This is a genomic window from Nonomuraea sp. NPDC048901 (genome assembly GCF_040649695.1).
GTDB lineage: Bacteria > Actinomycetota > Actinomycetes > Streptosporangiales > Streptosporangiaceae > Nonomuraea.
Genome location: NZ_JBEZFW010000007.1, coordinates 34,183 through 54,671, shown reverse-complemented (window position 1 = coordinate 54,671; position 20,489 = coordinate 34,183). Strand labels below are relative to the sequence as shown.

Here is a 20,489-nt window from a genome sequence, read left to right as displayed (position 1 = left end):
GGCCGGGCGGGCTCCGGCTCACTTGGAAGAGTCGCGCAACGCACGGATCGCCACCGGAACCGCCGAGGCCACGTCCGCGGCCGTCAGGGGTGCGTCCTCGGCCGCGATCCGGCCGGCCAGCCCGTGCAAGTAGGCCCCGCACGAGCCCGCGTCGAAGCAGTCGAGCCCCTGGGCGAGCAGCGCGCCGGCCACCCCGGACAGCACATCCCCCGTGCCGCCGGTGGCCAGCCAGGCCGTGCCGGTCGGGTTGACGCGTACCGGCCGGCCCTGCTCGGCCACGACCGTGGTCGAGCCCTTGAGCAGGACGGTCACGCCCAGCTCCGCCGCCGCCTGGCGGGCGTACCGGAGCCGGCCCGCCTCGATCGCCTCGCGGTCCACCTCCAGCAGCCGCGACAGCTCGCCCGCGTGCGGCGTGATCAGCACCGGGGCGGTACGCCGGAGCAGCGCCCGGTCACGGGCGACCAGCGTCAGGGCGTCGGCGTCGATCAGGACGGGCACGTCACTGGCCAGCACCCTGGCGGCCAGTTCGTGCGCCCAGTCGCCGGTGCCGAGACCGGGCCCCAGCACCCATGCCTGCACCCTGCCGACCTCGTCGATCGACGGCTCGCTCAGCTCGGTGATGACCGCTTCGGGCCAGTGGGTGCGTACCTGGGCCACCGGCTCGCTCGGCCCCACGTAACGCACCATCCCCGCGCCCGCGCGCAGCGCGCCGCCCACGGCGAGCACGGCGGCGCCCGTGTAGCGGTCGCTGCCCGCCGCGACGCCCAGGACGCCCCTGCGGTATTTGTCGGACTCGCCCATCGGCTGCTTCAACCGGCCGTCGACGTCGCGGTGGGTGAACGCCACGACGTCGGGGTCGGGCAGGTAGGGGCCGAGCCCGATGTCGATCAGCTCGATCTCGCCCACGTTGCCCGCGCCCGGATCGACGAGCAGCCCGGTCTTGGGCGCGCCCATGGTCACGGTCACCTGCGCCGCGATGGCCGCCCCGTCCACCTGACCCGTGCTCGCGTCGACGCCGCTGGGCACGTCCACCGCGACGACCAGGCCGGGCGCGGCGTTGGCCGCCTCGGCCAGCCTCGCGTACGGCTCCCGCAACGCCCCGGTCGCCCCGATCCCCACCAGCCCGTCGACGATCAGCTCGGCCCGGTCGACGGCGTCAGGCCCGGCGATCGTGCCACCCGCCCGGCGGAACGCCTCCAGTCCCGCCTCATGGGTCTTGGAGCCCGCCAGGACGGCCTCGACCCGGGCGCCGCGCCCGGCCAGGCGGGCCCCGGCGTACAGGGCGTCGCCGCCGTTGTCGCCGCTGCCGATGAGCAGCAGCACGCGCGTGCCGTACACCTTGCCGAGGAGGCCGGCGCAGACGGCGGCGAGCCCGGTGGCGGCGCGGTCCATGAGCGTGCCGTCGGGCAGCCGCGCCATCAGCGCGCGCTCGGCGGTCCTGATCTGGTCGGCGGTGTAGGCGGTACGCATGATCTGAAGCTATCCCTCCGCGATCACGTAGGCCATCGCCACACCGGCGTCATGGCTGAGCGAGATGTGCCAGCGCTTGACGCCCAGGCCGTAGGCGACCTCGGCGGCCTTGCCGGTGACGCGCAGCTCGGGCTTGCCGCTCTCGTCGCAGCGCACCTCGGCCTCCAGGTGCCCGAGCCCCTTCGGCGCGCCGAGCGCCTTGGCGACGGCCTCCTTGGCGGCGAACCTGGCCGCCAGCGAGTGTACGGCGAGCGGCCGTTCGACCTCGGTGAACAGCCGCTCGCGCAGCCCCGGCGTGCGTTCCAGCGCCGACTCGAACCGCGCGATGTCGACCACGTCCACGCCGATGCCCAGGATCATCCCCTCAGGTTAACCGGCGCGTGCCTACAGCCAGCTGGCCCGCACGCTGTCGGTCGGCCCCTCACCGGGCGCCCTGCCGAGCTCACCCTTCGCCACCCTGGTGAGCAGGCGGCTGACGCTCTCGACGATCTCGGGGACGCACAGGCGCAGTTCGGCCACGTCCGCGGCGATCGACTCGTCGCGCTCCACCCCCGCCCTTTCCAGCACGGCGTCCAGGTCCGCCAGCTTGCCCGCCAGCCATTGAAGGGGATCGCTCGACAGCTCCCTGTCAAAGACGCGCGGGCCCGGGTCCCATCCGGTGAAGGCCGGATGGTGGTGGGTGCGGTCGAAGCTGCCTGGGCTGCCGTCGACCGATTCCAGCAGGTCGACGCGCCAGATGGGCCGGTCGAGGTTGATGGGCCGCGCGGAATAGATGGAACCCTTCAGCTGCCCTGGTTCGAGCATCCGCACTTCGAGGCGGACGCCGTGCTCGGCGCCCTCCTGGCCCTTCATCGGATTGGGGTCGACGAAGTAGAGATCGCTCACGGCTACGCCGATCCGCTCGAAGCCGAAGATGTAGAGCACGAGGAGCCCTCCTGTCGCGAGTGTCCTTTCGGAGTATGAATAACCTCCTGTCCGCCTTCAATCAGCGGGGTCTCCGATGCGCGCCGGCCGCCGTACGCGGGGTCGGTCTCAGACGCGGGCCAGCCGCCGTACGCCCTCGACCAGCTCGGCGGCGTCCGCCGTCTCGGCGAACCCGAGGCGCAGCCACGCGGCGGGCACCTCGGTGGCGAAGTAGCGGCTGCCCGCGCTGACCGCGACCCCGAGCTGCCGGGCGGCGCCGGCCACCGCCGTGTCGCTCAGCCCGTCGGGCAGCCGCGCCCACAGGTGCAGCCCGCCGGCGGGCTGCCGCGCTACGCTCCAGCCGGGCAGCTCGCGCGCGAGGGCGGCGGCCAGTTCCGCGCGCCGCTCGCGCAGGGCCGTGGCCAGCGTACGGAGGTGCCGTTCCCAGGACGGCGAGCTGACCAGCTCCAGCGCGGCCTCCTGAAGCGGGCGGGAGATGAAGAGGTCGTCGACCAGGCGGACGGCCCGCAGCCGCGCCATCACCGGACCGCGCGCCACCAGCGCCCCGATGCGCAGGCTCGGCGCGGCCGGCTTGGTGAGCGAGGTCAGGTAGACGACGGTGCCGTCACGGTCGTCGGCCACCAGCGGCGGCGGCACGGGCCCGCCGTGGCCCAGGTACCGGGCGAAGTCGTCCTCGATCACGAACGCCCCCGCCGCCCTGGCCACCTCGACGACCTGGCGGCGGCGCTCGGGCGTCAGCACCGCGCCGGTCGGATTGTGGTGGACCGGCTGGCAGTACAGCACCCGCGCGCGGGTCAGCTCGAACGCCTCGGCCAGCAGGTCCGGCCGCAGCCCGTCGGCGTCCATGGGCACCGGCACCGGGCTGAGCCCGGCCGCGCGGGCGGCGGCCATGGCGCCGGGATAGGTGGGCGACTCCACCAGGACCGGGTTGCCGGGTCCCGCGATGGCCCGGAACGCCATCGACAGCGAGCTCTGCCCGCCCGCGGTGATCAGTACGTCCTCCGGTGTGACACCGCCGCCGGCCATGGTGGCGAACACGGCGCGCAGCGGTGACAGGCCGATCGCGGGCGCCCGGTCCCAGGCATCGGGCCGACGGGCCGCGCGGCCCAGCGCCGCGGCCATGGCCCGCGTCGGCTGCAGCGACCGATGCAGGTAGCCGCCATCCAGGGTGATCGTCCCGGCGGGCGGCGGGCCGAGCGCGTCGGTCAGCGAGCGGGTGTCCACGGCCCGGTCGGTGAGCGCGACCGTCTGCCAGGCGGTGTCGGCGCCCTCGGTGCCCGCCCTGGCACGCGGCGCCACGAACGTGCCGCTGCCCGGACGGGTGATCACCGCGCCCTCGGCGGCCAGGGCGGCGATGGCCTGCGACACGGTGACGGGGCCCACCCGGTAGCGCTGGACCAGGTCGCGGCTGCTGGGCAGGCGGTCGCCCGGCGCCATGCCGGACAGCAGGGCACGCAGCCGCGCTGCCAGTTCCGCCGAACTGCTACTATCCGACATGAGGCTTGATAATAGCGCTTTCGCCCCCGACTCAGGATCGCTACTCGACGTCGAGAGCCTGCGGGCCGACACCCCCGGGTGCGAGCGGGTCGTGCACTTCAACAACGCCGGATGCGGGCTGCTGGCCGCTCCGGTGCTGGCCACGATGCTCGACCACCTGCGGCTGGAAGCCCAGATCGGCGGCTACGAGGCGTCGGCGGCCCGCGCCGTACAGGTCCGCGAGTTCTACACCGAGCTCGCCGCCCTGATCAACTGCGCTCCCCGGAACATCGCGTTCGCCGGTAGCGCCACCCACGCCTTCGCCACCGCCTTGTCCTCGATCCCGTTCGCGGCCGGCGACGTCATCCTGACCACGCGCAACGACTTCATCTCCAACCAGATCGCGTTCCTGTCCCTGCGCAAGCGCTTCGGCGTGCGCGTCGTGCACGCGCCGGACGCGCCGGAGGGCGGCGTGGACGTGGCGGCGATGGCCGCGCTCATGCGGGAGCACCGGCCCCGGCTGGTGAGCGCCACCCACATTCCCACCAACTCCGGGCTGGTCCAGCCGGTCGCCGAGATCGGCCGCCACTGCCGCGAGCTGGACCTGCTGTACATGGTCGACGCGTGCCAGTCGGTCGGCCAGTACCCCATCGACGTGGCCGCGATCGGCTGCGACCTGCTCACCGCCACCTGCCGGAAGTTCCTGCGCGGCCCGCGTGGCTCCGGCTTCCTCTACGTGTCGGACCGGGTGCTGAAGGCGGGGTACGAGCCGCTGTTCATCGACATGCGCGGCGCCCGCTGGACCGGGCCGGACCGCTACCAGCCCGCCGAGTCCGCCGCGCGGTTCGAGGAGTGGGAGTTCCCCTACGCGACCGTGCTGGGCTGCGCGGCCGCCGCCCGCTACGCCCGCGAGGTCGGTGTCGAGGCCATCGCGCGCCGCTCGCCCGCGCTGGCCGCCCGGCTGCGCGTCCTGCTAGCGGCCGTTCCAGGGGTACGCGTCCTCGAAAAGGGCCCCGAGCTGGGCGCCATCGTCACCTTCACCATCGAGGGGTGGCGGCCGGAGCCGTTCAAGGCGGCCATGGACGCGAGGGGGATCAACTCGGCGCTCAGCTTCCGGGAGTTCGCCCAGTTCGACTTCGGCGACAAGGACGTCGACTGGTGCCTGCGCCTGTCACCGCACTACTACAACACCGACGCGGAGGTGGACCAGGTGGCCGAGGCGGTCGCGGAGCTGGCGGGCTAGAACGAGCCCCGCTGCCAGGGTCCCCAGATGGCGAACGAGGTGCCCTCTTTGGACTGGACGTTGACGTACAAGGTGTGACCGCCGGGGCCGAAGGTGGAGCCCGCGAACTCCGCGCCAGGGTCGCCCGCCACCGGCTCCAGGCGGCAGAAGTCGAAGATCTGGCCCTGCTTGGTGAGGCCGCGCAGGAAGTTGTCGCCGTCGCCGTCCTCGCAGAGCACCAGCGTGCCGCGGGTGCTGGCCGTCACGTTGTCGGGCAGGTCCAGCACCGACGAGCGCGGCGACTCGTACACCAGCCGGAGCCGCCCGGTCCACGTCTCGTACGCCCACACCTGCCCGCGCCCCTTGCCGAACCCGGACGGCGGCGTGTCACCCTCGGCGGTGGCGCCGCCCTGGGTGGAGCAGAAGTACACGGTGCCCTGGTGGTAGATGGCCCCTTCGAGCCGGGAGAAGATCGCCGCGCCCTCGGCCCGCCCCTGCTTGCCGACGGCCTGGACGGCCTCGTCGTTCGACGGCTTGCCGGTGAAGGTGGGGTCGGGGTCGTCGATGGTCACCCATACCGTGTTGTACGTCGCGCCGGGCCGCTGCCCCTTGGACAGGTCCTTGCGCGGCGAGCCCTTGATCGCGAGCATCTGCAGCCGGCCGCCGTCGAGCAGCCGCCCGGCCTTGAGCGGATGCTTCGGCGGCGTGTAGCGGTAGAAGCCGGAGGCGAAGGAGAAGCAGTCCTCGGTCAGGTAGAGCGCCCCCGCCTGCGGGTCGAACGCGGCCGACTCGTGCGCGAACCGCCCGGCGGCCTTGATCGGCTTGGCGTTGGAGGTGCCCGACACCGGCACCTCGAAGATGTAGCCGTGCTTGCGGGTCAGCTTGCCGTTGTCGCCGCCGGAGAAGTCGTTGGCCACGTCGGGGCCGTTGACGGTCTCCTCGCAGCTCACCCAGGCGTTCCAGGGCATCGGGCCGCCGGAGCAGTTCATCATGGTGCCGTTGAGCGATGGGGCGCTCTTGAGCACCTCGCCGTAGCGGGTGACGTGGAGGGTCGAGGTGCCGCCGCCGGCCGCGGGGTCGTAGGCCTTGTCCTTGTCGCCGAAGGCGCCGACCGCTCCGCTGACCTCGTGGTTGCGCACCAGGATCGCGGTGTCGCGCGGCCCCCGGAACGCGCCCATCCCGTCGTGCCTGCCCGGCACGATGGAGCCGTCGGAGTATTTGCTGCCCGCCGGACTGAAGGAGCGGTATTTGAACCCGTCGGGCAGGTGCAACCGGACCTTGCCGTCACGCGCGTCGCGCACCGCCTTCAGCGGCCCGTAGCCGGTCGCCCGTGTGACCCCGCCCCTGGCGCCCGCGCAGGCCACTCCGGCGAACGGCCCGGTGATGCCGGCCGCGGCGGCCAGCCCTGCTCTGGTCAGAAAGCGACGACGGTCCACAAGCCCTCCCGAAGCTCAGGTCTCCGAACAGTAGCCGCTGACAAATCGCCGCATGCCCGGTTTGGTGAGATCCCCAGGCGCGGTCCACCGCCTTACCCCAAACTGGTCCTAAGTAATCCCATGTATTTATCCACAGGCTGTGGATAGAGAGTGCCACCCGGTCGAGAGCGCGTTTGTCGGCCGTCGATACGCTGCCAAGGTGAACAACGGCTACGTTGAACTGAGCAGGGAGCAGTGGAGCGAACTCCGCAAGAACACGCCCTTGACTCTCACCGAGGAAGAGCTGGAAGAGCTGCGTGGCGTCGACGACCCCATCGACCTCACCGAGGTCACCGACATCTACCTCCCCCTGACCCGGCTGCTGAACCTCCACTTCACCGGGTCCAAACAACGCAGTAGCGTGCTGAGCGCTTTTCTCGGGCATCCCGGGCAGCACGTGCCGTACATCCTGGGCATCGCGGGCAGTGTCGCGGTCGGGAAGTCGACGACGGCGCGGCTGCTGCACACACTGCTGGCCCGCTGGCCCGAGCATCCGCACGTGGAGCTGCTCACCACCGACAGCTTCCTCTATCCCAACGCGGTGCTGGAGTCCAAGGGGATCATGCATCGCAAGGGCTTCCCCGAGAGCTACGACCGCAGGGCGCTGGTCAGGTTCGTCGCCGAGGTCAAGGCCGGGCTGCCTGAGGTGCAGGCCCCGGTCTACAGCCACCTCGAATACGACATCATCCCCGGCGCCAAACAAATAGTGAAAAATCCGGATATCTTGATCATTGAGGGGTTGAACGTGCTGCAGCCCGCTCCACCCACATCCCTGGCGGTCAACGACTACTTCGACTTCTCGATCTACGTCGACGCCAAGGTGGAAGACATCCGGGCCTGGTACGTCGACCGCTTCCACAAGCTCCGCCGCACCGCCTTCGAGGACCCCAAGTCCTACTTCAAGTACATCGCCGACCTCTCCTACGAGGAGGCGACGGAGTTCGCGGTCAACGTCTGGCGCGACATCAACGAGCGCAACCTGATCGAGAACATCGCCCCCACCCGTGGCCGCGCCGGCCTGGTCATGCAGAAGGGCGCCGACCACTCCGTCAGGCGGGTACGGCTTCGCCGTACCTGAACGCCTCCTCGAACAGGTAGGTCGCGAACCTGCCCGCGCACCCCTGATCGTCTATGTCGGCGAACCAGCAGTCCTCGCCGTCCTCGTGACACCTGAACGTCTGCCTCATGTGAGAGACCCTCGCGTACGGTAGTCAACGGCCCATCAACATCCAATGGACAAGAATGACCCAGTGCTACATCTGCGATTGATCACCCCGTCCACCCGTACGGAGGAGGTGACGGCCGTGCTCGACGAGTGCACGGGCGTCACCAACGTCGCCGTGCTGCCCGGCGCGGCCCGCGAGCCGAAGGGCGATCTGATCCTCTGCGACGTCGCGCGCGAAGCGGCCAACGAGGTGATCGACCGGCTCAAGTGGGTGCAGGACGAGGGGTCGATCGCCGTCGAGCAGGTGCACCTGGCCCTGTCCAAGGTCGCCACGGACGCCGTCGAGGAGGCTCCCGGCGACCCCGACGACGCGGTCATCTGGGCGGAGCTCGCCCAGAGGGTGCAGGCCGAGTCGCGCATCACGTGGGCGTACCTGGCCTTCCTCGCGATCGCCACGCAGCTCGCGGGCATCGGCGTCCTGCAGAACTCGCCCATCCTGATCGTCGGCGCGATGGTGCTCGGACCCGAGTTCGGCGCCATCGCGGCCATCTGCTTCGGCCTGCTCCGCGGCCGGAGCCGACTGATCATCACCTCGCTCAAGACCCTGGTCGTCGGGTTCGCGGTGGCGATCGCGATCACGTTCGCCTGCGCGCTGGTCTCGCGCTGGATGGGCTGGATCGACCTGAGCAACCTGCGCGTGAACCAGGAGGTCCAGTTCATCGTCAAGCCCGACCGCTGGTCGTTCATCGTGGCGCTGCTGGCGGGCGCCGCCGGGGTGCTGTCGATCACGGCGGGCAAGTCGTCGGCCCTGATCGGCGTCTTCATCTCGGTCACCACGGTTCCCGCCGCCGGTTACGTGGCCGTGGCGCTGGCGCTCAGCGATTGGGGCGAGGTCGGCGGATCGGTGGCGCAACTCGCGCTGAACATCGCCGGAATGATCATCTCGGGCACCGTCACCTTGGCCATCCAGCGGAAATTCTGGCCTCAAGTAGGACATCGTTCATCCGTGTGAACGAGGCCACACCCCATACCCGGCCGGTAGGGTCCGGACCATGCACATCCTCGCTACCGAGGGGCTGACCAAACGCTTCCCGACCGTCACGGCACTCGACCAGCTGACGGTCACCGTCGGGTCCGGTGTCACCGGCCTGGTCGGGGCTAACGGCGCCGGCAAGTCGACGCTGATCAAGATCCTGCTGGGCCTGCTGCCCCCGACCGGGGGCGGCGCGCGGGTGCTCGATCTCGACGTGACCACGCAGGGCGCCGAGATCCGCAGGTTCGTGGGCTACATGCCCGAGCACGACTGTCTTCCCCCTGACGTGTCCGCCACCGAGCTGGTCGTCCACCTTGCCCAGATGTCCGGGTTGCCGCGTACGGCGGCCCGCGAGCGCGCCGCCGACGTGCTGCGCCACGTCGGCCTGGCCGAGGAGCGCTACCGCGCCATCGGCGGCTACTCCACCGGCATGAAGCAGCGGGTCAAGCTGGCCCAGGCGCTCGTGCACGACCCCAAGCTGGTATTCCTCGACGAGCCGACCAACGGGCTCGACCCGCGCGGCCGGGACGAGATGCTGGCGCTGATCAGGCGCATCGGCACCGACTTCGGCATCAGCGTGCTCGTCACCTCGCACCTGCTCGGCGAGCTGGAGCGGATCTGCGACCACGTGATCGTCATCGACGCGGGCCGGCTGCTGCGCTCCTCCGCGATCGCCGAGTTCACCCAGGCCACGCAGACCGTCACGGTCGAGGTCGAGGAGGGCACGCAGCCGCTCGCCGAGCGGCTGTCCGAGCTCGGCCACAGCGCCGTCCAGCACGGCCGCCTGCTACTGGTCAAGGTGGCGGGCCCGGAGACGTTCGACGCGATCCGCGACGCGGCCGTCGATCTCGACCTCTGCCTGATCCGGCTGGAACAGGGCCGCCACCGCATCGAGGACGTCTTCAGGGAGGAGGTCGACGCGGGTGTCTGAGATCTATGACATCGGTTACCGCCATTACGACGGTCCGCGGCTCGGCCGCGGCTACTCGACGCGCGCGCTCACCGTCCACAGCCTGCGCGGCGTCTTCGGCCTCGGGCGTACGGCACGCAGCAAGATCATTCCGTTCGCCCTGGGCGTCATCATGCTGCTGCCCGCGGTCGTGTCGATCGCGATGATGGCCCTGTTGAAGCAGCGCGGCATGGCCTACAGCGGCTTCGCGACCTACATGCAGCCGGTCGTGGCCATCTTCCTGGCCGCGCAGGCGCCGACGGTCGTGGCGCCCGACCTGCGCTTCCGGGTGCTGCCGCTGTACCTGTCACGTCCGGTCACGATCGCCGAGTACGTGGCCGCCAAGGTCATCGCCATGACCGCGGCGCTGTTCCTGCTGCTCGCCGTGCCGCTCACGCTGATCTACGTGGGCGAACTGCTCATCGACATGGACGGGCCGCCGCAGACCAAGGAGTACTTCGGGGCCCTGGCCATGGCGCTGGTGCTCGCGCTCCTGCTGTCGTCGTTCGGCCTGGCCATCGCCTCGCTGACGCCCAGGCGCGGGCTCGGCGTCGCCTCCGTCATCGCCCTCTATCTGCTCACCTCGGCCTCCGTCCCGGTCATCTACGGCACGCTGTCCTCGACGGGCAACGAGTCGGGAGCCGCGTGGGCCTGGCTGCTCAACCCGTTCTGGCTGGTCGACGCCGTACAGGTGTGGCTGTTCAGCACCACGGCCAACGTTCCGGACGGCGGCTACCCGCCGGGGCCCGTCCCGGCGATCCTCGTGGTCGTGCTCATCGGGATCGGCCTGGCGGCGCTCGCGGCCCGCTATCGGAAGGCGGCCGCCCGATGAAGATCGAGCTCGCACAGGTCTCTCGCTGGTACGGCAACGTGGTGGCGGTCAACGACGTCACGATGACGATCGGTCCCGGCGTCACCGGCCTGCTCGGCCCCAACGGCGCGGGCAAGTCGACACTGCTGCACCTGATGGCCGGGTTCCTGGCCCCCTCGGGCGGCACGGTGACGATGGACGGCACCCAGATCTGGAAAAACCACCACATCTATAAGAACATCGGCCTGGTTCCTGAACGGGAGGGTGTCTACGGGTTCCTCACCGGCTGGCAGTTCGTCCTGTCCGCCGCCCGGCTCCACGGACTTCCCGATCCGATCGAGGCCGCCCGCAAGGCGCTGGCCACGGTCGAGATGGAGGAGCCCAAGGACCGCCGCGTCGAGACCTACTCCAAGGGCATGCGCCAGCGGGTGAAGGTCGCCGCCGCGCTCGTCCACGACCCGCCGGTTTTGCTGCTCGACGAGCCGTTCAACGGCATGGACCCGCGCCAGCGGCTGCACCTGATGGACCTGATCCGCTCCATGGGCACGGCGGGGAAGACGATCCTGTTCAGCTCGCACATCCTGGAGGAGGTCGAGCGGGTCGCCCAGCAGATCGAGGTACTGGTCGCGGGCCGGCACGCCGCCTCGGGCAACTTCCGCGAGATCCGCCGGCTGATGACCGACCGGCCGCACCTGTTCAGGATCCGGTCGAGCGACGACAGGAAGCTCGCCGCCGCCCTGATGCTCGACAGCTCGGCGGGCGGCGTCTCGCTCGGCGCGGGCGGGCTGGAGGTCCAGGCGGTCGAGTTCCGGCGCTTCGCGTGGCTGCTACCGCGCGTCGCCCGCACCGAAGGGATCCGCCTGCACGAGGTCTCCCCCGCCGACGAGGACCTGGAGAGCGTCTTCGCCTACCTGATCAACCGGAGCACGTGATGAACCCGCGAGGAAGACACCGGATCCCAGCGACCGATGGGGTGAGGCAATGAATCCGGTCGTTGCTGGTATCACTTACCGGGCGCTGCTGGGCAGGCGGAGGATCTTCCTTCTGCTTCTGCTACCGCTCGCATTGATCGGGTTGGCCGTCATGCTGCGGGTGTTCGGCGGCCACGACCCGCACTCGGCCGAACTGCTGATGGACAAGTTCGCCATCGGCACGATGCTTCCGCTGCTCGGCCTCATCGCGGGCACCGGGGTGATCGCCCCGGAGATCGACGACGGCACGATCATCCACCTGATGTCCAAGCCGATCTCCCGGCCGGTCATAGCGCAGACGAAGTTCCTGGTGGCCGCATCGCTGCTGGCGGTGTTCTCGGCGGTCCCGACGTACTTCGCGGCCTGGCTGCTGGTGGGCAACGAGGACGGCCTCGCGGTGGGCTTCGCGGTCGGCGCGCTGTGCGCAGGCATCGCCTACGCCGCGGTGTTCCTGCTGCTCGGCATCCTGACCCGGCACGCGGTCACGATCGGGATCATCTACGCACTGCTGTGGGAGACGCTGGTCGGCACGTTCGTACCGGGGGCGCAGAAGTTCTCCATTCAGCAGTGGGCTCTGACGATCGCCGACCAGCTCTCCGGCAACCCGTTCCTGGAGGCCAATGTGACGCTCGGCTTCGCCGTACCGGCGCTGATCATCGTGACGCTGGGCGCGGTCCTCTGGGCGGGACAGCGGCTGCGCGTCTTCACACTGACGGGCGACGAATAGCTCACGGGCGGCCGATGGCCGCGCGCAGGGCCGCCCGGTCGAGCTTGCGCCTGCTGGATCGCGGGAAGTCCGGGAGCACCGCGATCCGGTCGGGCAGCGCGCCCGCGTCGACCAGCGCGGGCAGCCGGGCGCGTACCGCCGCCTCCTGGAAGCCGTCGCCGGGCACCAGCGCCAGTACGACCTCCTCGTCCCCGGTGACCGGATCGGCCAGGCCGACGATGGCCGCGTCGGCCACGCCGGGCAGCGCGGCGATGGCCGGTTCGTACAGGCTCGGGTAGATATTGAAGCCGTCGCGAAGGATCATGTCCTTCTTCCGGCTGAGCAGGACGAGGCGGCCCTGTCCGTCCAGGCGGACCAGGTCGCCGGTGGCCACCTCGTCGTGCGGCGGTTCGCCCAGGTAGCCGCGCGCCACGTGCGGGCCGCTGACGACCAGCTCCTGATCCTCGGTGAACCGCACGCCGACTCCCGGCAGCGGCGCACCGAGCAGGTCTCCCTCGGCGCAGGCCAGCTTCTCGGCCGCGCTCGCCAGCGCGATCGGCAGCGCCTCCGTCATCGCGTACACGCTCAGCACCTCCGCGCCGGGTGCGGCGGCGATCGCCTTCCGCAGTACGGCAGGGGGCGCGGGAGCCGAGCCGAGCAGCAGGTGGCGCAGGCTCTCCGGCAGCCGTTCCACCCGGGCGACGAGCCCGGCCAGCTCGACGGGCACGCAGTACAGGTGGGTCACCCGGCGCTCGAAGATCAGCTTGGCCGGGCCGGGCATCGACCAGGTGGCGCCGCCGATGAGCGCGGGCAGGCCGAGCATGAGGCCGTCGGTGTGGACGACGTCGCCGGGCTCGACGGGGAAGCGGTCCCTGAAGATCTCCAGCCCGGCGGCGAGGGACGCGCGGGTGTGGACGACGGCCCTTGGGTGCGCGGTGGTACCGGAAGTGAAGATCACCGCCGCCGGATCATCCACTTCACCCCAACTCGCACCGATCGCGCCGACCGCACCCGCCCCGGTCGCGCCGACCGCACCCGCACCCAGACCGGCGCCCGCGCCGGGGTCGATGCCGGGACCAGGGCCGGCGTGGAGCGGCGGGCCATCCAGGCCGCGTAACCGTACCGCCGCTCTCGGCACGCCGGGCAGCCACCGGCCGGTGTAGGCGTGGCGCAGTTCCAGCTCCGGCAGCGGATCGCGAAGGCCGGGCAGGAGCACGCCCCGGCGCCTGGCCAGCGCGCGCAGCGGTGCGAACGACGTGACCGCGTACAGCAGCGACCCCGCCACCACCCAGCGCGGCCGGGCCAGCCGGAGCCGGGCCCGCAGGATCTCCGGCGCGAGGCCGGGATCGGCCAGCACCAGCACCCCGCCCGCGGCGACCACGCCCAGCGCCACGGCGATCGCGTCCGGCGAGGGCTCGACGGCGTACAGCACGCCGTCGCCGCGCCCGAGCCCCTCCGCCACCAGCCGGTCGCGGATGCGCAGCGCCCGCTCACGCAGCCCGCCGAACGTCAGCTCCCGCCCGCGTGCCCCCACGATCGCCGTCGCCCGGGGCGTACGCTCACAGGCGGCGAACACCTGAGCCAGCAGATCACTCCGCATCCCACTCCCTCAAAAGCCCTCAAAGCTCGTAACGCCGCATGACCGGCACCGCGACCCGGTCGAGCAGCCAGGCCAGCATCACCCACCCCGTACGCCGCCGCCATGGCAGATGCCCGACGTACACGGCCCGATACTCGATCTCCGGCACCGCCCCACGCAGCCGCTTGAACTCCCCCGCACCCGCACTGTCGTTGACCGACAGCCCCTCGTCTACAGCGATCTGGTAGACCAGCGCGCTCAGCATCCGGTACAGCCCGATCCCCTGCGGCAGCGCGGTGTCGTAGCCGAAGATCGGCGTGGTCAGCGTCCCGTCGCGGTGGAAGTAGCCGAGCACCCCGTCGATCCGCCCGTCCCTGGCCAGCGCCCAGTAGGTGATCGTGCCCGCCCGCATGGTCTCGCGGACGAACCGCTCGGTGAACTGCGGATTGTTCCGTGAGTACTTATCCAGATAAAGCAGGTCATAGAGCTCGACCACCCGAGCCGCATCACCCTCTCCCGGCCGCACCACCTCATACCCTCTGCGCCCGACCAGCCGCAGATCGCGCCGCCACCGCTTGCGATGCCGGGCCTCCTGCTCCCCCGGCCGCACCAGGTAGATCCGCCGCCCCGGCACCATCACACAGCCGTCGATCCGCCGGTTCACCGAGCAGAACCCGACGGCGTGCCCGGGGAACCGCTCCCGCAGGAAGCGGATGGCGGCCCGCTCATGGGCGGGCTCGATGGCCGGATAGAGGTTCGTGGACAGCAGCCAGTTGTTGACCAGCACCACCCGGTCCAGCTCCGCCCACCGGCACAGCGCGCCCAGCGCGGCCAGCGCAGCCGCCAGCACCGCGCGCAGCACCCCGCTGCCGAGCACGCGCAGCTCCTCACCGGCATAGGTCACATAGTGCGTGTACGGCGAGCACACCCACGCGTTCCCCTGTTCACCATCATTGACCGACACCGGCAGGACAATGCGCCCGTCCACGAGCAGCACCCCGTAGGTCGTGGCCACATTGGTGACGAACGCCTCGGTCCCGTGCTCGACCAGCGGCACCAGGTAGTCACGCGCGTAGGCGCCGTCCTCGGAATCGGGCCAGGGCAGCTCGCCGAGGGTGTCCTTCGTGAACAGCTCGGCCTTCACCGGCCGTCCCACTCGATGTCGTACGTCGAGCACTCGATCAGTGACCGCCGCGTCCACAACGAGCGGATCCAGTTCTCCCACAGCACCCCGAACTGCGCCAGGAACGGCCCCCGGTCCCCTTCCACCGTGATCACGTCGTCAGCGGCCGACACCACGCTCGCCCACCGGCGCAATTCCGGCCAGGAGCGTACTCCCGCCAGGCCGAAGCCCAGCATCGCCAGCCCGATCATCGCCCGCGTGCCCGGCGCGGGCCGCAGCGGCCGGTCGGGTACGTCACCGAGCAGCACCCCGGCCAGCTCGTCGCCCAGCAGATGGACCCCGCTGGTGGCCCGTGGATTGCACTCCATCGGCAGCACCCGGTCGCCGACCATGAAGTCGAAGGCGATCTGCCCGTTGAATCCGACCCGCGCGACGAACTCCGTCACCCAGGCGTCCACCTCGGCATGCTCCACCGGCTCGAAACTCACACAAGCCCCAGAAGCCGTGAACTCCACCGCGTAGGCGGCATGAGCCACCAATCGCCCCTTCACCGCCACGGAGTAGGTGCAGATCTGCGTCCCGTCGAGCAGTTCCTGAGCCACCCAGGGCCCCTCGCCCGCCCTTAACGCGATATTTCCCCGTACAACCTGCACTTTCGTACCAAAGCGCGAAAAAACAGGCTTCAGGATGAACGGGCGCCGGATCCCGGCCAGGTCGGCCTGCGACGTCACCAGCGCCGTCTCGGGCACCGGCAGCCCGAACCCCTTCGCCAGCTGGACGAACTCCCACTTGCTGTGCAACGTCCGCAGGGTCCCGAGCGGCTCGGCCAGCACCTCGCAGTGCAGCCGCTTCCGCCCTCGGGCCACCCAGAAGATTTCCTCGCAGGTGGGTACGACCAGCCGCACGCCCTCCAGCTTGACGATGTCGGCCAGCGCGTCGGCGAACGCCTCGGGAGCCCGGTTGGGCGGCGGCACCCGATGGCTCACCGCCACGGCCGAGGACCGCGCGCAGAGCTGCGCCCGCGAGCTCTCGGCCACCACGACCCGCGCACCCGACCTGGCGAACTTCCTGGCCAGGTCCAGCGCCACGGGCGCCCGCCCACCGGTGATCAGCACAGTCACGCTCACCAGCCGCAGGATACGCGTGAGGGGCACGGCGCCGCCGTGCCCCTCACCGGAAAAGCCTCAGACGCAGGCGACCCGGACCACGTCGGCCAGCCGACCGGCGACCTCGGAGGCGTGCTCCTCGGACGAGGCCTCGACCATCACGCGGATCATCGGCTCGGTGCCGCTGGGCCTGATCAGCACCCGGCCCGTCTCACCCAGCTCCTTCTCCGCCAGCGCCACGGCCTCGGTGAGCTCGGGCACCGACGCCTTGCCCCGGTCCACGTCCTTGACGTTGATCAGGATCTGCGGCAGCGGCGTCATCACCGCGGCCAGCTCGCGCAGCGACTTGCCCGACCTGGCCACGACCGAGAGCAGGTGCAGCGAGGTGAGCAGGCCGTCGCCGGTGGTCGCGTGGTCGAGCATGATGACGTGCCCCGACTGCTCACCACCCAGGTTGTAGCCGTCGGACTTCATGCGCTCCAGCACGTAGCGGTCGCCCACCGCGGTCTCCACGACGTGGATGCCCGCCTCGCGCATGGCCAGCTTGAAGCCTAGGTTGGACATCACGGTCGCGACCACGGTGTCCTTGGCCAGCGTGCCCTCGGCGTGCATGTCGGCCGCGAGGATCGCCATGATCTGGTCGCCGTCGATGATCGCGCCGGTGTGGTCGACCGCCAGGCAGCGGTCGGCGTCGCCGTCATACGCGATGCCGAGGTCGGCGCCGCGCGAGACGACGACCTGCTGCAGCTTGGGCAGGTGGGTGGAGCCGTAGCCGGCGTTGATGTTGAGGCCGTCGGGCCGCGCGCCGATGGCCTCCACCCTGGCTCCGGATCGCACCAGCGCCTCGGGGGCGACCATGTGAGCGGCGCCATGTGCGCAGTCGACGACGATGTCGAGACCGTCGAGCCGGCCACTGACCGTGGTCAGCACATGGGAGATGTAGCGGTCGGCCTCACCGTAGGCATCACGCACCCGGCCCACGGCGGAGCCGACGGGAAAGGTCCAGTCCTCGCCGAGCCGCCGCTCGATCTCGTCCTCGACCGCGTCGGACAGCTTGAAACCGCCCCGGGCCAGGAACTTGATGCCGTTGTCCGGTGCCGCGTTGTGCGACGCCGACAGCATGACGCCGATGTCGGCGCCGAGCGCGGCGGTGAGGTAGGCGACGGCCGGGGTGGGCAGCACGCCGAGGCGCAGCACATCCACTCCGGACGACGCAAGGCCGGCGACCACTGCGGCCTCGAGGAACTCCCCCGAGGCACGCGGGTCCCGGCCTACGACGGCCACAGGACGACGTCCTGTGGCCGTGAACGCGCCCGCATCGCCGAGGACGTGAGCCGCCGCGACCGAGAGGTCCATGGCGAGCTCCGCCGTGAGGTCGCGACCAGCGACCCCACGAACCCCGTCGGTGCCGAAAAGACGCGCCAATTTAGCGCTTGCTGTACTGCGGAGCCTTACGGGCCTTCTTGAGGCCGTACTTCTTCCGCTCCGTGGCGCGGGCGTCACGGGTGAGGAAGCCGGCCTTCTTCAGAGGCGCTCGGTTGGTCTCGACATCAAGGATCGCCAGCGCACGGGACAGGCCCATGCGCAGCGCGCCGGCCTGGCCGGTCACGCCGCCACCGTCGATGCGCGCGATGACGTCGAACGCCTCCTCGGCGCCGAGCACCACGAAGGGCTCGTTGACGATCTGCTGGTGGACCTTGTTGGGGAAGTAGACGTCCAGCGAACGACCGTTGATCGTCCACTTGCCGGTGCCGGGGACGATGCGCACGCGGGCGATCGCCTCCTTACGGCGACCGGTGCCGTACGAGTTGCCCGTGGTGACGGGCTTGCGCACGGGAGCGTCAGCGCTGGCGGTGGACTCGGTGGTGTACTCGGAAGGGAACTCCTCGCCGGAGAATTCTTCCACCTCGGCCTCGACGGCCGTCTCGACACCGGTGGGCTCAGCCACGGTTCTCCTCTAAATCTTTCGGACTACTACTGGGCGATCTGGGTGATCTCGAACGGCACCGGCTGCTGGGCCTGGTGCGGGTGCTCGGACCCCGCGTAGACCTTGAGCTTCTTGGCCATCTTCCGGCCGAGGGAGTTCTTCGGCAGCATGCCCTTGACGGCCTTTTCGACGGCCTTGTCCGGCCGCTTGTCCATGAGCTCGCCATAACTGACGGAACGCAGACCGCCCGGGTAACCCGAGTGGCGGTAGGCCTTCTTCTGCTCACGCTTGTTGCCGGTGAGCGCGATCTTGTCCGCGTTGATGACGACGACGAAGTCGCCGGTGTCGACGTGGTTGGCGAAGATCGGCTTGTGCTTGCCGCGGAGCAGGATCGCGACGTGGCTGGCCAGCCGGCCCAGCACGACATCGGTCGCGTCGATGACGTACCACTGACGCTGAACGTCGGCGGGCTTCGGTGAGTACGTGCGCACGGTCGTAGCCTTCTTTATGCTCGCGTCTTCGGCGCTGTCGGGAAGCGACAGCTCTAGGGTCGGTCGGTGCGGGCACACGGCAGCCCGGACCTTCCGTCTCCCCGGCCCGATGGGCTCGATGATGGGAGATGACGCCGGACGCGCCGCGCATCGGTCGCGCTGGACCTATGCACACAACGATTGATTAGGCTACCCGCATTTAAGGGTGCTGGTCAAAAGACCGGTAACCTGCGATCAGTCTACCTGACACAGAACGGTTCGATTTCGGTTCCCTGGGATCCCTTCTTTCCCAGGACCAGACATCTCTATCGTTGGGTGTGGCATGTGGCACACCTCTCTCACCCGGCACACCCAGCGGAGCGCACGGCGCCGGAACCATCTGGGGGTGCTCGCCTGTCTTATGGCGGTTCTGTTCACGGGTGTGCTGATCGGGCGGTTGACGGACAACGTCGAAGAAACCGGCCACATCTACCTCAACGAGACGGCCCCGCCCGCCGCGGCCAAGGCCAAGCCCACGGTCACGCCCACGGCCAAGAAGGCGCTGCCGTACGCGGGCCGCATCCCCAGAGAGAGCACCGCCGGGGTCCCGCGCGGCAGCGTCAGGGCCAAGCCCACGAAGAGCCCGGACGGCAACATGGTGCCCGGCTACACCGCCGAAGATCCCACGCGGGTGCTCGGCGAGCAGACCGCCGAGATGTCGCCGGCGATGGCGGCCAAGGTCGTCAGCCTCACCAACGCCGCCAGGCTCAAGCGCGGCTGCGGCCGCCTCCGGACCGACGCGAGGCTGACCCGCTCCGCCCGCGCGCACTCCCTTGAGATGGCGAGCAGCGGCCGCTTCACCCACGACTCCCCCGACGGCTCCTCGCCGTGGGACCGGATGGAGCGCGCCGGATACCGGGCGGGCGCCGCCGAGAACATCGGCCGCGGCTACACCTCCCCCGAAGAAGCGGTCCGCGGCTGGCTCGACAGCAAGGACCACCGCCAGAACATCCTCAACTGCCGCATCGAGTCCATCGGCGTCGGCGTGGTGGCCGGGGCCGGCGGTCCGTGGTGGACGCAGGACTTCGGCTACTCATGACCACTTCACGGTAATGTCGCCGCATGGGTTTTCCCGACGAACGTGACACCAGCACAGAGAGCACCCCCCGCCGTTCTCGCAGGGCCCGTGACACGGCCGAACCCGGCGGCTCCCGCAACCCCTTCGAACCGATCGGGGCGGCCACCGGTCGCAGGGCCAAGGAACCGGCCGCGGCCGAGCCGGTCGCCGAACCGGCGCGCCGCAGCACGACATGGAGCCCCTACGACGAGGGCAAACGCTCGCGTGGGCCGCTCTGGTTCACGCTCGGCGGCGTCGCGGTGCTCGGCCTGTTCGTCGCGGGCCTCGTGGTGATGTTCAAGTCAGGCGGCGCCGACCAGGCCGAGACCCAGGCGGCCCGCCGCACCTCCGCGCCGCTGCCGTCGTCCCCTCCCGGCAAGTACAGCTACGCGGCCGATCGCAAGACCGACCCCGAGCCGCTCACGGTCAAGGAGCTGTTCGCGACCAAGAAGATCGCCGTCGGCGGCCGCTCGTACACGATGACCGTCACCAGCAAGGTCAAGAAGTGCTCCGACGGAGCCGTCGGCGACAAGCTGCAGAAGGCCCTCAAGGCCGGCAAGTGTACGCAGATCATCCGCGCGAGCTTCCGCGACAAGGCCGGCAAGCTGATGGGCACGGTCGGCGTGGCCAACCTCAAGTCCAGCAAGACCGCGACCAAGGTGCAGTCGGTCGGCAGCAAGACCGACTACGTCAAGCCGCTGGCCGGCAAGGACTCGCTCACCAAGAGCCTCGGCACCGGGAGCGGCGGCACCCAGATGTGGATGCACGGCCACTACGCCGTCATGATCTGGTTCCAGAACAAGGACGGCAGCAAGCCCGACAAGAAGGGGCAGAAGAAGCTCTTCCAGGCGGTCGACGACATCACCAAGGCCACCGTCTTCAAGGCCCTTGACTCCCGCACGCTGACCGGCCACCCGGGCAGCTGAAAGCCTCAAACCTTTTGATACGTACCCAAACGGCATCGA

Annotated in this window: 21 protein-coding genes; 9 read left to right on the top strand and 12 right to left on the bottom strand. The window is 70.2% G+C overall.

Annotated features, from left to right (window positions below):
• Window positions 1–18 precede the first annotated feature (18 nt).
• From AB0C30_RS24865 to AB0C30_RS24850, 4 genes are all read right to left on the bottom strand, one after another.
• A complete protein-coding gene (locus AB0C30_RS24865; RefSeq protein ID WP_357948242.1) occupies window positions 19–1,470 on the bottom strand; it encodes an NAD(P)H-hydrate dehydratase in 1,452 nt (483 codons plus the stop codon).
• A 9-nt stretch (window positions 1,471–1,479) separates the two neighbouring features.
• A complete protein-coding gene (locus AB0C30_RS24860) occupies window positions 1,480–1,830 on the bottom strand; it encodes a holo-ACP synthase (protein WP_225293879.1) in 351 nt (116 codons plus the stop codon).
• A gap of 24 nt (window positions 1,831–1,854) precedes the next feature.
• Window positions 1,855–2,394 carry a hypothetical protein gene (locus AB0C30_RS24855; RefSeq protein WP_357948240.1) on the bottom strand — a complete coding sequence of 180 codons (540 nt, stop codon included), beginning with the start codon at window positions 2,392–2,394 and terminating at the stop codon, window positions 1,855–1,857.
• A 108-nt stretch (window positions 2,395–2,502) separates the two neighbouring features.
• A complete protein-coding gene (locus AB0C30_RS24850) occupies window positions 2,503–3,891 on the bottom strand; it encodes a PLP-dependent aminotransferase family protein (protein WP_357948238.1) in 1,389 nt (462 codons plus the stop codon).
• Here AB0C30_RS24850 and AB0C30_RS24845 point away from each other — a divergent pair.
• Window positions 3,890–5,113 (top strand): aminotransferase class V-fold PLP-dependent enzyme, encoded by a 1,224-nt coding sequence (locus AB0C30_RS24845; protein WP_357948236.1) that lies wholly within the window; start codon window positions 3,890–3,892, stop codon window positions 5,111–5,113. The two genes, AB0C30_RS24850 and AB0C30_RS24845, sit on opposite strands and share 2 nt — an antisense overlap.
• Here the strand turns inward: AB0C30_RS24845 and AB0C30_RS24840 are convergent.
• The gene (locus AB0C30_RS24840) at window positions 5,110–6,528 is read right to left on the bottom strand and encodes an alkaline phosphatase PhoX (RefSeq protein WP_357948234.1); all 1,419 of its coding nucleotides are present in this window, start codon (window positions 6,526–6,528) and stop codon (window positions 5,110–5,112) included. The genes AB0C30_RS24845 and AB0C30_RS24840 overlap by 4 nt on opposite strands.
• Before the next feature lie 199 nt (window positions 6,529–6,727).
• Here AB0C30_RS24840 and coaA point away from each other — a divergent pair, with 199 nt between their 5' ends.
• Window positions 6,728–7,645: a type I pantothenate kinase gene (gene coaA, locus AB0C30_RS24835; RefSeq protein WP_357948231.1), complete on the top strand. Its 918-nt coding sequence runs from the start codon at window positions 6,728–6,730 to the stop codon at window positions 7,643–7,645.
• Here coaA and AB0C30_RS24830 read toward each other — a convergent pair.
• Window positions 7,617–7,754, bottom strand: coding sequence for a hypothetical protein (locus tag AB0C30_RS24830; protein WP_357948228.1), 138 nt, complete (start codon window positions 7,752–7,754; stop codon window positions 7,617–7,619). The two genes, coaA and AB0C30_RS24830, sit on opposite strands and share 29 nt — an antisense overlap.
• Before the next feature lie 63 nt (window positions 7,755–7,817).
• Here AB0C30_RS24830 and AB0C30_RS24825 point away from each other — a divergent pair, with 63 nt between their 5' ends.
• The 5 genes from AB0C30_RS24825 to AB0C30_RS24805 are packed head-to-tail and all read left to right on the top strand — an operon-like array spanning window position 7,818 to window position 12,223.
• Window positions 7,818–8,744: a DUF389 domain-containing protein gene (locus AB0C30_RS24825; RefSeq protein ID WP_357948226.1), complete on the top strand. Its 927-nt coding sequence runs from the start codon at window positions 7,818–7,820 to the stop codon at window positions 8,742–8,744.
• Window positions 8,745–8,784: 40 nt separating this feature from the next.
• Window positions 8,785–9,696 (top strand): ABC transporter ATP-binding protein, encoded by a 912-nt coding sequence (locus AB0C30_RS24820; RefSeq protein WP_357948223.1) that lies wholly within the window; start codon window positions 8,785–8,787, stop codon window positions 9,694–9,696.
• Window positions 9,689–10,546 carry an ABC transporter permease subunit gene (locus AB0C30_RS24815; protein WP_357948220.1) on the top strand — a complete coding sequence of 286 codons (858 nt, stop codon included), beginning with the start codon at window positions 9,689–9,691 and terminating at the stop codon, window positions 10,544–10,546. The genes AB0C30_RS24820 and AB0C30_RS24815 overlap by 8 nt, the downstream gene beginning before the upstream one ends.
• The gene (locus tag AB0C30_RS24810; RefSeq protein ID WP_357948217.1) at window positions 10,543–11,457 is read left to right on the top strand and encodes an ABC transporter ATP-binding protein; all 915 of its coding nucleotides are present in this window, start codon (window positions 10,543–10,545) and stop codon (window positions 11,455–11,457) included. The genes AB0C30_RS24815 and AB0C30_RS24810 overlap by 4 nt, the downstream gene beginning before the upstream one ends.
• A 49-nt stretch (window positions 11,458–11,506) precedes the next feature.
• Window positions 11,507–12,223 (top strand): ABC transporter permease subunit, encoded by a 717-nt coding sequence (locus tag AB0C30_RS24805; protein ID WP_357948214.1) that lies wholly within the window; start codon window positions 11,507–11,509, stop codon window positions 12,221–12,223.
• 1 nt (window position 12,224) lies between these two features.
• On the opposite strand, the gene AB0C30_RS24800 is transcribed toward AB0C30_RS24805, so the two are convergent.
• From AB0C30_RS24800 to rplM, 6 genes are read right to left on the bottom strand one after another with little or no spacing between them, the layout of a single operon-like run.
• On the bottom strand, window positions 12,225–13,802 hold the full coding sequence (locus tag AB0C30_RS24800; RefSeq protein WP_357948212.1) for a class I adenylate-forming enzyme family protein: 1,578 nt from the start codon (window positions 13,800–13,802) through the stop codon (window positions 12,225–12,227).
• Window positions 13,803–13,821: 19 nt separating this feature from the next.
• Complete coding sequence (locus AB0C30_RS24795) at window positions 13,822–15,006, bottom strand: GNAT family N-acetyltransferase (protein WP_357948210.1); 1,185 nt, start codon at window positions 15,004–15,006, stop codon at window positions 13,822–13,824.
• Window positions 14,922–16,031 carry an ATP-grasp domain-containing protein gene (locus AB0C30_RS24790; protein WP_357948207.1) on the bottom strand — a complete coding sequence of 370 codons (1,110 nt, stop codon included), beginning with the start codon at window positions 16,029–16,031 and terminating at the stop codon, window positions 14,922–14,924. The genes AB0C30_RS24795 and AB0C30_RS24790 overlap by 85 nt, the downstream gene beginning before the upstream one ends.
• Window positions 16,032–16,088: 57 nt before the next feature.
• Window positions 16,089–17,435: a phosphoglucosamine mutase gene (glmM, locus tag AB0C30_RS24785; protein WP_357948204.1), complete on the bottom strand. Its 1,347-nt coding sequence runs from the start codon at window positions 17,433–17,435 to the stop codon at window positions 16,089–16,091.
• Between the two features lies 1 nt (window position 17,436).
• Entirely contained in the window at window positions 17,437–17,958 is a 522-nt protein-coding gene (gene rpsI, locus AB0C30_RS24780; protein WP_357948202.1) for a 30S ribosomal protein S9, read from the bottom strand.
• Between the two features lie 26 nt (window positions 17,959–17,984).
• On the bottom strand, window positions 17,985–18,428 hold the full coding sequence (gene rplM, locus AB0C30_RS24775) for a 50S ribosomal protein L13 (RefSeq protein ID WP_219531477.1): 444 nt from the start codon (window positions 18,426–18,428) through the stop codon (window positions 17,985–17,987).
• A gap of 322 nt (window positions 18,429–18,750) precedes the next feature.
• On the opposite strand from rplM, the gene AB0C30_RS24770 reads away from it, so the two are divergent.
• The gene (locus AB0C30_RS24770) at window positions 18,751–19,506 is read left to right on the top strand and encodes a CAP domain-containing protein (RefSeq protein ID WP_357948199.1); all 756 of its coding nucleotides are present in this window, start codon (window positions 18,751–18,753) and stop codon (window positions 19,504–19,506) included.
• Between the two features lie 23 nt (window positions 19,507–19,529).
• Window positions 19,530–20,450, top strand: a complete 921-nt coding sequence (locus AB0C30_RS24765; protein ID WP_357948197.1) for a hypothetical protein — start codon at window positions 19,530–19,532, stop codon at window positions 20,448–20,450.
• Window positions 20,451–20,489: the final 39 nt, after the last annotated feature.

Excerpts from the sequence above, each read along its gene's own strand:
- AB0C30_RS24865 (WP_357948242.1), bottom strand. The coding sequence starts at position 1,470 with ATGCGTACCGCCTACACCGCCGACCAGATCAGGACCGCCGAGCGCGCG.
- AB0C30_RS24860 (WP_225293879.1), bottom strand. The coding sequence starts at position 1,830 with ATGATCCTGGGCATCGGCGTGGACGTGGTCGACATCGCGCGGTTCGAG.
- AB0C30_RS24845 (WP_357948236.1), top strand. The coding sequence starts at position 3,890 with ATGAGGCTTGATAATAGCGCTTTCGCCCCCGACTCAGGATCGCTACTC.
- AB0C30_RS24850 (WP_357948238.1), bottom strand. The coding sequence starts at position 3,891 with ATGTCGGATAGTAGCAGTTCGGCGGAACTGGCAGCGCGGCTGCGTGCC.
- AB0C30_RS24830 (WP_357948228.1), bottom strand. The coding sequence starts at position 7,754 with ATGAGGCAGACGTTCAGGTGTCACGAGGACGGCGAGGACTGCTGGTTC.
- AB0C30_RS24820 (WP_357948223.1), top strand. The coding sequence starts at position 8,785 with ATGCACATCCTCGCTACCGAGGGGCTGACCAAACGCTTCCCGACCGTC.
- AB0C30_RS24810 (WP_357948217.1), top strand. The coding sequence starts at position 10,543 with ATGAAGATCGAGCTCGCACAGGTCTCTCGCTGGTACGGCAACGTGGTG.
- AB0C30_RS24805 (WP_357948214.1), top strand. The coding sequence starts at position 11,507 with ATGAATCCGGTCGTTGCTGGTATCACTTACCGGGCGCTGCTGGGCAGG.
- AB0C30_RS24800 (WP_357948212.1), bottom strand. The coding sequence starts at position 13,802 with ATGCGGAGTGATCTGCTGGCTCAGGTGTTCGCCGCCTGTGAGCGTACG.
- AB0C30_RS24770 (WP_357948199.1), top strand. The coding sequence starts at position 18,751 with ATGTGGCACACCTCTCTCACCCGGCACACCCAGCGGAGCGCACGGCGC.
- AB0C30_RS24765 (WP_357948197.1), top strand. The coding sequence starts at position 19,530 with ATGGGTTTTCCCGACGAACGTGACACCAGCACAGAGAGCACCCCCCGC.